Source organism: uncultured Actinomyces sp. (assembly GCF_963526355.1).
GTDB lineage: Bacteria > Actinomycetota > Actinomycetes > Actinomycetales > Actinomycetaceae > Actinomyces.
Map to the genome: position 1 here is coordinate 15,995 of NZ_CAUROW010000027.1, position 11,882 is coordinate 27,876.

Below are 11,882 nucleotides of genomic sequence, written 5' to 3' on the forward strand. Positions count from 1 at the left end.
GCGCCGCACCCCTGCCTGCATCCCTGTCCACACGCTCCCCACCGACACACACGGGGCGGGGACGGCTGCTCGTGCGGGACAACCCTGCCACGGCCATGCCATGGCGCGCGACCTCGTCTCGTTCCAGGCGAGCAGCTGGTGGGGAGAGCAGATCCGTCCATGGACCACCATGCACGCCCGAGCAAGTCAGATGAGTCGGACACAGCTAACGCCACCGCTTCACTCAGACATCTCAGAAATTCTTCCACAATTCACCTCCTTGACGCTTTCTCGACCGTCAGTCTATTCTCAATACCGACCGTCGGTCGGTTGGTGCTCGGAACTGCACTCGAGGGCTGAAACAAGACCGAACTGGACGACTAAGGAGACCTCTGACCCATGCTGACGCGACTACTCAAGGCCGACTTAGCGCGTGGCGCCGTCGTCGCCACCACACTGACCGCCCTCATCGCGCTGGCGGCCACGCTGATGTCGGCCGGCACCTCAATGGTCGTGGACAGCCTTGCCGCGACGAGTCGGCTGTCCACACAGGCCAAGCTGCCGGATCTGGTCCAGATGCACACCGGGACGGTGGACTTCGAGGCCATCGACCAGTGGGCCGCGGCACGCAGCGACATCGCCGACCACCAGGTGATCAAGACCCTGCCTGTACCGCGCCAAGAACTCACGATCAACGGCCGCAACCAGAGCGAGTCCTACAACGAGCCCGCCTTCGTCACCTCCCCCAAGAGCTTCGACCTGCTGCTCGACGATCAGGGCAACCCCGTGGACCCGGGACCGGGGGAAGTGGTTCTGCCGGTCCACTACCGGGCGATCGAGGACGCCAACGTCGACGTCGGCGACACCGTCACCGTGAGCACCTCCGGCAAGCCGATGACGCTGAAGGTGGTGGGCTTCGCCAGGGACGCGCAGATGAATGCCGCCATGATCCCATCCAAGCGACTGGTGATCTCATCCGAGGACTTCTCCACCCTGGAGCAGCAGATCGCCGAGCCCGAGTACCTCATCGAGTTCATCCTGGCAGACGGCGCCCGCTCCGGAGCCGTCATCAACAGCTACAAGGAGGCGGGCCTGCCCAGCAACGGCCAGGACCTCAATGCCTCGATGATGGAGCTAGCGAATTCCCTGAACACCATGCTCATTGTGGCCGTGGCCCTCGTGGTGGCGATCGTGCTGGCCGTGGTCGCCATGCTCGCCCTGCGCTACACGGTGCTGGCGGCCATCGAGGCGGATCTGGCTCAGATCGCCGTGCTCAAGGCCATCGGAGCGCCTCAGAGCCGGATACGCCGCCTCTACGTACTCAAGTACCTGGCCCTGTCAGCGGTGGGCGCAATCGTTGGCTACGTGGCGGGCCAGCCCCTGGCGGCACAGCTGGAGGCCCCCACGACCCTCTACCTGGGCACACCGCCCAGGACCATCGGGAGCGTGGGGATCCCCATTCTCGCGGTGCTGGTTCTGGCCGCGGTCATCGTCGGCTTCACGTGGCTGTCCCTGCGACGCATCGGGCGCATCTCGGCGATCGAGGCCCTGCGCAGCGGCACCAGCGCCTCTCTGCGCCCGCGACGCCAGCGGTGGAGGCTCAGCGGCATGCGTCGTCTTCCGGTCCAGGTATGGCTCGGCGCACGCGAGGCGCTGCGCCCATCCAACGCGCTGCTGCTCGGCGTCCTGGCGCTGTGCACCGCCACCATGGTACTGCCGATGAACGTCTCCACGACGCTGAGCGATCCGCAGGTCGCCACCTACCTGGGAGCCGGCCAGGCGGATCTGCGCATCGACGTGCGCACCGGGGTCCAGGACCTGGCCACCGTCGAGGAGGCGGTCGACTCCGACCCCCGTGTCACCCGGCACACCACGATACTGCGCCGCAGCTACAAGATGTCCGCGAGCGGAGGCGGCTGGGAGCCGGTGATCATCGATATCGGGAACCATGAGGCCTTCCCCATGAAGTACATCTCCGGGCGCGGTCCCACCACAGACGAGGAGGTCTCCCTGTCCTACAGCCAGGCCGAGGCCACGGCAGCCAAGGAGGGATCCACGGTCACCGTGCAGACCGCCGACGGGAACAAGGAACTCACGGTCACGGGCGTCTACCAGGACATCACCAACAACGGGAAGACCGCCAAGGCCACCTTCGACGACGGTGCCCCGGCGCTGTGGCAGATCATCTACGCCGATGCCCACTCCACGGACCAGGCCAGCGCCTTCGCCCGTGACCTGAACGAGAAGTACCCGGGCATCCAGGCGATCGGCATGAACGAGTACGCCTCCCAGTTCTTCGGGGCCACCGGCTCCCAGGTTCACCGCATCACCATGATGGCCTGCGCCATCGCACTGGGACTGTCCTTCCTCATCACCGTCCTGTTCACCGTCCTGATCGTGTCGAGGGAAAGGCCTCAGCTGGGGGTTCTCCTGGCGCTGGGCTGCACCAGGGGCGCCGTCGCCCGCCAGTACCTCATCCGTTTCGGCGTCCTGGCCCTGACCGGTATCGCCCTGGGGCTCCTGGGCACCTTCACATTGGGAGGCTCCGCGATCGGGGCGGTCATGTCCTCTCGCGGAGCACCCGATCTTCAGCTTCTACCCAACCTGTGGCTAGTGGGACTGGTCCTGCCGGGCGCGCTACTGGCTACCGTCATCGGCGCAGTCGCCCTGGGACTCAGGCGCCTACGCACCATGCCCCTGTCCACGACTCTGACCACCGGCGAATGAGAGAGAAACGATGAGCACCTCGATCCCCACCAACGCCCGCCCGGACACTGCGGGCACGACACCGGCCGAGGCCACAGGTCCCGCCCTGCGTGCCCGGGGTCTGTCGAAGAGCTACCAGAGCCCCGTTCTGACGGACCTGGATCTGGACATCGAGCAAGGGCAGTTCGTCGCCATCATGGGCCCCTCCGGGTCCGGGAAGTCGACGCTTCTGCACTGCCTGAGCGGAATGGACCGCCCCACCGACGGCTCAGTGCTCCTGGGAGACACCGAGATGACCACCCTGAGCGAGAAGGAGCTGGCGGCGCTGCGGCTGACGCGCTTCGGTTTCGTCTTCCAGCAGGCGCATCTCATGACGACTCTGTGCCTGTTGGACAACATCGTCCTACCCGGGTTCCTGGCAGGGCTGCGCCCACGTGCCGAGGTCACGGCGCGAGGACAGGAGCTCATGAAGCGCATGGGGATCGCCGAGCTGGCCGCCAGCGGCGCCACCGAGGTCTCCGGCGGCCAGCTCCAGCGGGCAGGCATCTGCAGGGCGCTGATCAACACCCCCGGGATCGTCTTCGCCGACGAACCCACGGGGGCGCTCAACTCGGCGACGGCACTGCAGATCCTCGACCTGCTCGGCGAGGTGCACGCCTCAGGGACGACCCTCGTCATGGTCACCCATGACGCCCAGGTGGCCGCCCGGGCCGATCGGGTCCTGGTACTCGTGGACGGCCGGATCGAGGAGGACCTCTCTCTGGGTCGTTACCAGGAGACGGAGGCGCCCTCACGCCTGGTCACGGTCACCGAGGCCCTCCAACGCCGCAGCGTGTGACGGCAGCGGGCTCAGTGGCCGCCACAGCCACAACCGCCGCCGTTGGAGGCGGACGCGGAGACGTCACGCAGGCCCAGCAGGTTGCCGGCCTTGTGTCCCGGGGTGACGCCCTGCGGGGCCGCCGCCCCCAGCGCAGTCGTCACCGCTGTGGCGACTGCGACGGCATCCACGTCCTCCGGGGAGGTCTGCACGGGCTGGTGCCGGTAGCCCTCGCCCAGGGGCTGGGCGACCGCGGGAGCGGTCGCCCGCTCGTCCCGCTCGCTCTGCTTGCCGTGACCGCCGCATCCGCAACTGCACCCACTGCTCTGGCTCATCATGTCTCCTCAGAAAAGGCACTCATCATGTCTGCTCACACCGGACGAGCCGGCGGCTCGACTCCGAGCCCGTCTCAGGCCGGGTCGAGGACCAGCACCGGACGCGCACGCGAGCCTTGATGCCTCAACAGTGCCACGAGCCGTCCGTCGGGGGCGAATCCGGCCACAACGCGCTGCTTGGAGATCTCCTTGGAGACCACTGTCCCCAGCCGGCCCTCGGGCGCCTCGGTCCGCTCCAGGACCGCGGCGTCGAGCGGTTGGCCGTAGCGCAGTGCGCGAGCCTCCTCTCCTGTGAGGGCCAGCTGCTCGAAGCAGCGCCGGGCCACCTCCTCCAACGGGACTGTGGCGGCTCCACGCGGATCAGGGGTGGCGGCGTCGGCCTCGACCTGCTCGGACAGCGCCGTCAGGGTGTGGGCCCGACCAACATCGAAGGGGCCGACACCGGTACGCCGCAGCGCGATCAGGTGCGCACCGCACCCCAGGGCCCGCCCCAGGTCCCGAGCCAGGGCGCGCACGTAAGTGCCCGACGAGCAAGAGACCACGACATCGAGATCCACGACCTGGACCTCACCCTCGGCTCCGTCCGCCTCGGCACCCGTTGAGACTCCCCCTGCCGCAGCACCGGCGAGGTCGACACCGGCCTGACGGGGCTCACCCACCGGGCGCAGGTCGTGGATGGTGACGGGCCTGGCCTCCAACTCGACGTCCTGGCCGTCGCGGACCCGTTTATAGGCGCGCACGCCGTCGACCTTGATGGCCGAGACGGCGCTGGGCACCTGCTGAATCACTCCGGTCAGACCCGACAGAGCCTCCTGCAGACGATCCTCGGGCAGGTCGTCGATACGGCAGCCGTGAGCCGTGGTGACCTCGCCCTCGGCGTCCTCGGTGGTGGTCTCCATCCCGAGGCGGATGGTGGCCGCGTAGGTCTTGTCCGCTCCCACCAGGTAGGTGAGGAAGCGTGTGGCACGCCCGACGCCCAGGACCAGCAGACCGGTGGCCATGGGGTCGAGGGTTCCGGCGTGGCCCACCTTGCGGGTGGCGGCCAGGCGCCGAGTCGCACCGACGACGTCGTGGCTGGTCAGCCCCTGGGGCTTGTCCACCAGGAGGATCCCGTCGGAGGCTGGGACGGCTCCGCGAGGGACGTCGGGGCGGCGCCGACGCGCACGGTGGTGGTCGTTATCGCCACCGGCCCGCTCCACCGGCTCGGCCTGATCGGAGACGCTCACAGGCCCTCTGCGTCCCGAGCCGGCCCCTGATCGGCCGTCTGCTCATCATCCTCGTCGGTCTCGCCCGTGTCCTCGTCGTCGTGGCGGTAGGGGTCGGCCTCTCCCGCATAGGTGGCGCCCTCGGCGGCCTTGGCGATCTGGGCGTCGCGCACGCGGGCCTGAGCCAGGGCGTCCTCGAGGGTCTTGGCGGTCGTGGGCAGGGCGTCGAGCTGGAAGGTCAGGGACGGGGTGAGACGGATCCCCAGGGCCTTGCCGACCTCTGAGCGGATGAGGCCCTTGGCCGAGCGCAGTGCCTTGGCCGTCTCCTCGCGCTCCTCGTCGCTGCCGTAGACGGTGTAGAAGATGGTCGCCTGCTGCAGGTCGCCGGTGACACGGACGTCGGTGACGGTGACGAAGCCCAGGCGCGGATCCTTGATACGCCCCTGAAGGAGGCGGGCGACGGTCTCATGAATGCGGTCGGCGACCTTGCGGGCGCGGGCGGCGTCGGCCATAGCGGGGCTCCTTCACGTGCGGGGGCCGGGTCTGTGAGGCCCGGGTCTGTGAGGCCCGGGGCTGAGCGATCGGGACCGATCGGCGCGCCGTCCTCGCCCGCGAAAGAGCGAGCCCTTCCGAGGCGGTCCAGTGCGCCTCACTATGCTACGTGGAGCGGCGACGCGGTCACCGCCGCCATCCCCGAGCGCGAACGGATCAGGAACAGATCACAATGAGCTCCTCCCCCAGTGCATCCTCCTTGGAACCCGAACCCTCCGCGACGCCGGGCTCTCCGTCAGGCGCCCGAGGGCCGGCGTCGGCCTCCGGGGCGCTCGACGGTACCGGGATGGCCCTGGTCATCGGCTGCTACACCCTGTGGGGCGTCTTCCCCCTCTACTTCCACCTGTTGTCCGCGGCCGGCAGTGTGGAGATCATCGGTCACCGGATCGTGTGGACCCTGGGCACCTGCCTGGCGCTCATCGCCGCGCGCCGCCGTTGGGCGAGCCTTGCCCGCGTCTGCCGCACGCCCCGACTGCTGGGGGCGCTGACCGTCTGTGGACTCCTGGTCTCGGTCAACTGGCTCGTCTACGTCTACGGTGTCAACACCGCACGCACGGCCGACGCCGCCCTGGGCTACTTCATCAACCCGTTGGTGACGGTGGCCCTGGCCTCGCTGGTCCTGCGCGAGCGGCTGCGCCCCGTCCACCGGGTCTCGATCGTGCTGGCGAGCGCCGCCGTCGCGCTCCTGGTGGTGCTCCAGGGCTCGCTGCCGTGGATCTCCCTGGCCCTGGCCTTCTCCTTCGCCCTGTACGGGCTGGTCAAGAAGCGGATCGGGCCTGACGTGGATGCCCTGACCGGACTGACGGTGGAGAGCGCCGTCGTGGCCCCTGTCGCCCTTGCCTACCTGAGCTGCCTGGCCTGGCAGGGGCAGTCGGCCTGGCAGGCCCCCGACCAGGGCTGGCAGATCATGGCTCTGCTCGTGGTGGCCGGTCCGGTCACGGCCGTGCCCCTGCTGCTCTTCGCCGCAGGGACCAGGCGGGTACCGCTGTCGGTGGTGGGGATGAGTCAGTACATCGCCCCGACCATCCAGTTCCTTCTGGCCTGGACCGTCTTCCATGAGCAGATCCCGCCGGCGCGCTGGGCGGCCATGGTGCTGGTGTGGGCGGCGGTCGCGGTCTTCATCGGCGACGCCGTGCACCAGCTCATTCGCCGTCCTCATCCGCGTCCGGCAGACCGGTCTGGGAGCCGAAGCGCTCCAGGAGCGGGCCAATGATGTCCATCGGCAGGGGGAAGACGACCGTGGAGTTCTGGTCGGCACCGAGCTCCAGGAGGGTCTGCAGGTAGCGCAGCTGGAGGGAGGCCGGCGACTTCGAGAGCGTGTCCGCAGCCTGACGCAGCTCCTCGGAGGCCTGGAGCTCACCGCGGGCATTGATGATCTTGGCGCGGCGCTCACGCTCGGCCTCCGCCCCACGGGCCATGGCCCGCTGCATCTGCTCTGGGATCTCGACGTCCTTGATCTCGACGACGCCGACCTCCACACCCCAGGGCTCGGTGAGCTTCTCGATGATGTCTCGCAGGTCGGCGTTCAGGGCGCTGCGATGGGCGAGCACGGTGTCCAGGTCGACCCGACCGAGAACCGATCGCAGTGTGGTCTGTGCGATCTGGGAGGTGGCGATCGCGTAGTTCTCCACCTCCATGACGGCCTTGACCGGGTCGGTGACGTTGAACAGGACGACGGCGTTGACGCGCGCCGGCACATTGTCCTCCGTGATGACCTCCTGGGGCGGGATAGTCAGGGTGACCACTCGGGTGTCGACCCGTACCAGGCGCTCGAGGAAGGGGACGACCAGGTGCAGGCCAGGCTCGTAGACGGGCCGCAGGCGCCCCAGCCTGAAGACGATTCCCCGCTCGTACTGGGTGATGATCTTGAGCGAGAGCACCAGGGCGAGCAGTACGAGGACGGCGAGCGCCACGATGGCGGAGACGGGAGCAGTCATGGAGGATCCTTCAGGAAGGGGGTCGAAGCGGGGCAGGGCTGGAGCAGGATCATCTGGTCGTGGTGTCGGTGGCCTCGTTCCACGCCGAGGGCCACGAGCGCCGGGCACCGTCACGGACAGTGTCCGAGCCGAGTTCGGCACTGGTGACCGGGACTCGTCTGCGGGTGCGCAGGGCGGCGACACGGCGCAGCTCGGGTTCTGCGGAGGCGGTAGTCCCGCCATCCACCTCCCCGGCACCGTCGGACTCGGCAAGGAAGGGGACGTGCACGGTCCGCCCTGTTGCTGCCGCACGCGCCTGAGCGGCGGCGATCGCCTCGGCCGCCTCGCGCACCGAGCGGTAGCCCGAGGGACGTGAACCGATCGTCACCGGCACGGGCCCGGCTGAAGCGATGCTAGCCGAGCGACGGGCATGCTCGGCCTCCTGGTACTCCCGGGAGCCGACGTGGGGCAGGTGGGCCGGTGCGTTGTCGGGAGTGTTCCACAGGTGGCGAGCCAGTGGCAGGACTCCGGTGATAATGACGACAACGGCCGTTGTGCCCAGGACGATGAGATCGCTGACGGCGTGAAAGGCCGCCATGAGCAGCATCGGAACGAAGACGCCGACGCAAGCGATGACCAGGCCCACACCACGATGGAAGCGTCCGGCGTCAGAGTAGGGCCATGGATCGACGGGCCGGGTGATCTCCCGCGGGCCGGGAGTGGGTGAGCAGTTGTCCTTGGACGGACAGCGCCCACAGATCGCGTGGGCCCCCTCGTAGCGGATGACGCGTTTGTCCGGGTCGAAGGCGGTGGGCCACAGCCACTGGTCCTCGTGGCACCTCCAGCCGTCGACGTCGTCGTGGTAGATGAAGTCCGAGTGGCGCCAGGACATCGAGTGCCGGGCACTGCGTGAGCCGAGAACGTCCACGACCCACGCAGCGGCCAGCATGATGAGCGCGTAAGCCGCGATGAACCACACGCTCAGGTCGGATGAGTCCATCAGTCGTTCAGCTCCGCGCGCTCACCGCGCCAGGCCTTGCGCCCGCCCTTGATCTCCTCATAGAGGGAGTCTTCGGAGAAGGTGTCCACCGTCCGTCCACGACGCCAGTTCCTCAGTCCCAGGAAGGCGATGTAGAGGTATGGCAGGACTCCGCCGATGATGAAGATGAGATCTCCGGGCATCCGTCCCCACTCGATGATCGTGTTGACCGAGTTGGTGACGTAGGTGAGCTGGCGGGCCTCGAAGTAGCCGGTGCCCACCGAGTAGCGCAGCTGGAGGATGCCTAGCGGCAGCAAGGTGGCGAAGCACATCCAGGCCAGGCCGATGTTAAGGCTCCAGAAGGAGATCTTGGCGAGCTTCTCGGGCCACTTGTTGGCCGGCACCAGGTAGCGCAGGGCGAACATTCCCAGTGCCAGCGCCATGAAGCCGTAGACCCCCATCATGGAGGCGTGGGCGTGGTTGGCCGTCAGTGCAGTCCCGATCTCGTAGTAGGACACGATGGGCAGGTTGACCAGGAAGCCGAAGACGCCGGCGCCCAGGAAGTTCCAGAAGCCGACGGCCATGAGGAACATGACTGCCCAACGGTGTGGGAAGGGTCCTGCTTCCTTGCCGTGGCGGTTGGCGCCGAGCTGCATGAAGGCCCAAGCCTCCACCGTCAGGAAGGTCAGGGGGATCACCTCGGCGGCTGAGAAGAAGGCCCCCAGGGCCATGTGCTCCACCGGTGTGCCGGAGAAGTAGAGGTGGTGCATGGTGCCGATGACGCCGCCGGCGGAGTACAGGATGATGTCCATGAAGATGATGCCCAGTGCGATCCTCTCCCGGACGACGCCCAGGAGGACGAACACGTAGGCCACCATGACGGTGGTGAACAGCTCGAGGAAGTCTTCGACCCACAGGTGAACCACCCAGAAGCGCCAGAACTCGGCGACGGTGACGTGTGTGCCGGTGCGGGCCATCATCCCCACGGCGTAGAAGGCCGGGATCGCCAGAGCGGCGAACATGAACAGCCAAGGCATGTTGGCCACATGCTCATTGCTCAGGCGCCGGCGCATGGCACGCCAGATGATGAACACCCAGACGAACAGGGCCACGGTGAGCAGGACCTGGAAGACGAAGGGCAGGTCGAGGTACTCCCACTGCTGGGAGAACAGCGGCCCCTTGGCCCAGCTCAGACCGTGCTGGCTGGCCCCCTCGGCCAGACAGGACAGAACGACGACGACCGTGGCCGCGATGAACAGGACCCATACCAGCACGTGCTGCTTCTTCGGCTCACGCCTGGCGATGAACGGGGTCAGGAACAGGCCGGCCGCGAGCAGGCCGATGGCGGTCCAGAACAAGGAGAGCTGGACGTGCCAGGTGCGGGCCAGCGAGAAGGGCAGGAGCCGGCCCAGGTCGAAGCCGAAGAAGGACAGCACGTCGGCCCGGTAGTGCTCGGCCAGGGCGCCCAGGAGCGTCTGGACCAGGAACAGGGCGGCGATGGTGAACACGTACCAGGCCACCACCTTCTGCGACTTGGTCAGCCCGATCTCCTCGGGTTGCCGGAAGGACAGGGCCGGGGCCTCCTCCGAGTGCCAACCGATCTTCTGGCTCCAGCGGCCGTAGATGGCGAACATGACCCCGGTTCCGCCGATGAGGACGATCAGTGACAGGACCGACCAGATCATGAGGTCACCGGTGGGCGCGTTGCCGACCAGGGACTCCGCAGGCCAGTTGTTCGTGTACGAGTAGTCGTGACCCGGGCGCTGCGCGGAAGAGCCCCAGGCGGTCCAGCCGAAGAAGGCCGTCACCTGCTTGACCTGGACGGGATCGGTGATGAGATCCGGCTTGAGGCCATGGCTGTGGGCATCGGGCCCGAACATCTTGGTGTAGTGACCGACGGCGTCGTTGTAGGCCTTGACCTGTTCATCGGTCCACACCAGTGTTCCCGTGGAGGAGTCGTAGCGGTTGGTCCGCAGCATCTCCTTGGTGGCGGCGGCCGGGTCGTCGACTCCCTGGGAGGTGAGCTGCTCCTTGACGCTCGTGGCCTCCATACGAAGGTACTCGGCAGTGAAGTCGGGACCGAGGTAGCCACCGTGCCCCAGGATGGAGCCGTACTCCATGAGGCCTCTGGCCTGGAAGAGCTTCTGTCCCTCGGTGATGTCCTGCGTCGTGAAGAGGGTCTCGCCGCTCTCGGTGACCACCTTCTCCGGCTGAGGCATGGAGTTGGTGTAGGTGCGATAGGCCAACAGGCCCATGACAGTGAATCCGAAGAGCATGACCAGGGTTACTCCCTGGATCCAGCCCTTGCCAATGAGGCGAGCGCGTCGGGAGGCCACCCCCTCAGTCGTGGCAGCGGATGACATGAGAGTACCTCCGTGTATCTCAGGAGACGGCGGACGTCTTCCGCGTCACAACAGTCACCGTACAAGCAACACATCGTCCACTTACGGAGCGATCCGGGATTATCTTGTCAGCACACCGACCGATCGGCAACATTTCATCAGAAAACAACCATCTATATTCAACACATTGAATCGTTCGACCAACGAGATGATAACCATTTTAACAACAGTTTGATGCGCTATTTAAGTTAGGTACCCCTAAACGCAGGTCCTCGTACTGAAGATTTGATCACGACTTACTGTCACAAAAACTGCATAGAACCGAGAATCGGCTGTACAATAATTCATACGGCAAGTTTCTCACCCCCCCCTTTGTAAGGCACGACGATGTCCCTCCTGCCCTTAGCCGCCCAGACCGCCAACGACGTCGCCCAGCAGTGCGTCGACACCGAGACCTTTCCGCTGTGGCTACGAGTCACCCACTTCATCAACTTCCTTCTCATGGGCGTTCTCATCCGCTCCGGCATCGAGATCATCGCCTCGCACCCGCGCTTCTACCTCAAGGACCAGTGCGAGCCCGGATCCGAGTGGATCCGGTTCACCAAGGACAAGGTGCCCCTCGAGGAGGGCGCCTTCACCGCTCGGGACGACCAGCGCGATCTCTCCCCACTCATCTCACTACCCGGCCGGGCCAAGATCGGGCTGGGGCGTGCCTGGCACGGAGTAGCCACAAGCTTCTGGCTGCTCAACGGCGTCGTGTATGTCGCCCTCCTCGTGGGTACGGGGGCGTGGCGGCGTCTGGTTCCGACGACGTGGCAGATCCTGCCCGACGCCTGGGACTCCCTACTGACCTATGCACACCTGCGCACCCCGTCCCTGTGCGACTTCACCCCCTACGACGGTCTTCAGCAGCTGGGGTCCTTCTTCATCGTCTTCATCGTCGCCCCGCTGATGATTGTGACAGGCCCGGTCATGTCTCCCGCCATCGTGGGACGTTTCCCCTGGTACGCCAAGATGTTCGGTGGCCGCCAGGCCGCCCGCTCCCTGCACC

General features: G+C 66.8%; 10 protein-coding genes. 4 read left to right on the forward strand and 6 right to left on the reverse strand.

Annotated features, from left to right (window positions below):
- Nucleotides 1-378 precede the first annotated feature (378 nt).
- A complete protein-coding gene (locus RWR81_RS07475) occupies nt 379-2,706 on the forward strand; it encodes an FtsX-like permease family protein (RefSeq protein ID WP_314456435.1) in 2,328 nt (775 codons plus the stop codon).
- A gap of 10 nt (nt 2,707-2,716) precedes the next feature.
- Nucleotides 2,717-3,523: an ABC transporter ATP-binding protein gene (locus tag RWR81_RS07480; RefSeq protein ID WP_314456437.1), complete on the forward strand. Its 807-nt coding sequence runs from the start codon at nt 2,717-2,719 to the stop codon at nt 3,521-3,523.
- 11 nt (nt 3,524-3,534) lie between these two features.
- Here the strand turns inward: RWR81_RS07480 and RWR81_RS07485 are convergent, their stop codons facing one another.
- From RWR81_RS07485 to rbfA, 3 genes are all read right to left on the reverse strand, one after another.
- On the reverse strand, nt 3,535-3,837 hold the full coding sequence (locus tag RWR81_RS07485; RefSeq protein ID WP_314456439.1) for a hypothetical protein: 303 nt from the start codon (nt 3,835-3,837) through the stop codon (nt 3,535-3,537).
- 74 nt (nt 3,838-3,911) lie between these two features.
- Complete coding sequence (gene truB / locus RWR81_RS07490; RefSeq protein ID WP_314456441.1) at nt 3,912-5,063, reverse strand: tRNA pseudouridine(55) synthase TruB; 1,152 nt, start codon at nt 5,061-5,063, stop codon at nt 3,912-3,914.
- Nucleotides 5,060-5,554 carry a 30S ribosome-binding factor RbfA gene (gene rbfA / locus RWR81_RS07495; protein WP_003786016.1) on the reverse strand — a complete coding sequence of 165 codons (495 nt, stop codon included), beginning with the start codon at nt 5,552-5,554 and terminating at the stop codon, nt 5,060-5,062. Before rbfA ends, truB begins: the two co-directional genes overlap by 4 nt.
- Nucleotides 5,555-5,766: 212 nt before the next feature.
- On the opposite strand from rbfA, the gene rarD reads away from it, so the two are divergent.
- The gene (gene rarD / locus RWR81_RS07500; protein WP_314456443.1) at nt 5,767-6,807 is read left to right on the forward strand and encodes an EamA family transporter RarD; all 1,041 of its coding nucleotides are present in this window, start codon (nt 5,767-5,769) and stop codon (nt 6,805-6,807) included.
- Here the strand turns inward: rarD and RWR81_RS07505 are convergent.
- The 3 genes from RWR81_RS07505 to RWR81_RS07515 are packed head-to-tail and all read right to left on the reverse strand — an operon-like array spanning nt 6,737 to nt 10,852.
- Nucleotides 6,737-7,531 (reverse strand): slipin family protein, encoded by a 795-nt coding sequence (locus tag RWR81_RS07505; protein ID WP_314456445.1) that lies wholly within the window; start codon nt 7,529-7,531, stop codon nt 6,737-6,739. The genes rarD and RWR81_RS07505 overlap by 71 nt on opposite strands.
- A 49-nt stretch (nt 7,532-7,580) precedes the next feature.
- A complete protein-coding gene (locus RWR81_RS07510) occupies nt 7,581-8,510 on the reverse strand; it encodes a hypothetical protein (protein ID WP_314456448.1) in 930 nt (309 codons plus the stop codon).
- Nucleotides 8,510-10,852, reverse strand: a complete 2,343-nt coding sequence (locus RWR81_RS07515) for a cbb3-type cytochrome c oxidase subunit I (protein ID WP_314456459.1) — start codon at nt 10,850-10,852, stop codon at nt 8,510-8,512. The genes RWR81_RS07510 and RWR81_RS07515 overlap by 1 nt, the downstream gene beginning before the upstream one ends.
- A gap of 366 nt (nt 10,853-11,218) precedes the next feature.
- Here RWR81_RS07515 and RWR81_RS07520 point away from each other — a divergent pair.
- Nucleotides 11,219-11,882: cytochrome b/b6 domain-containing protein (locus RWR81_RS07520; protein ID WP_314456461.1), on the forward strand; the 664-nt coding region annotated here is incomplete at its 3' end.

What these genes read in the sequence shown, in the direction of transcription:
- RWR81_RS07475 (WP_314456435.1), top strand. Translation starts at nt 379, where the DNA reads ATGCTGACGCGACTACTCAAGGCCGACTTAGCGCGTGGCGCCGTCGTC.
- rbfA (WP_003786016.1), bottom strand. Translation starts at nt 5,554, where the DNA reads ATGGCCGACGCCGCCCGCGCCCGCAAGGTCGCCGACCGCATTCATGAG.
- RWR81_RS07515 (WP_314456459.1), bottom strand. Translation starts at nt 10,852, where the DNA reads ATGTCATCCGCTGCCACGACTGAGGGGGTGGCCTCCCGACGCGCTCGC.
- rarD (WP_314456443.1), top strand. Translation starts at nt 5,767, where the DNA reads ATGAGCTCCTCCCCCAGTGCATCCTCCTTGGAACCCGAACCCTCCGCG.
- RWR81_RS07485 (WP_314456439.1), bottom strand. Translation starts at nt 3,837, where the DNA reads ATGAGCCAGAGCAGTGGGTGCAGTTGCGGATGCGGCGGTCACGGCAAG.
- RWR81_RS07510 (WP_314456448.1), bottom strand. Translation starts at nt 8,510, where the DNA reads ATGGACTCATCCGACCTGAGCGTGTGGTTCATCGCGGCTTACGCGCTC.
- RWR81_RS07505 (WP_314456445.1), bottom strand. Translation starts at nt 7,531, where the DNA reads ATGACTGCTCCCGTCTCCGCCATCGTGGCGCTCGCCGTCCTCGTACTG.
- RWR81_RS07480 (WP_314456437.1), top strand. Translation starts at nt 2,717, where the DNA reads ATGAGCACCTCGATCCCCACCAACGCCCGCCCGGACACTGCGGGCACG.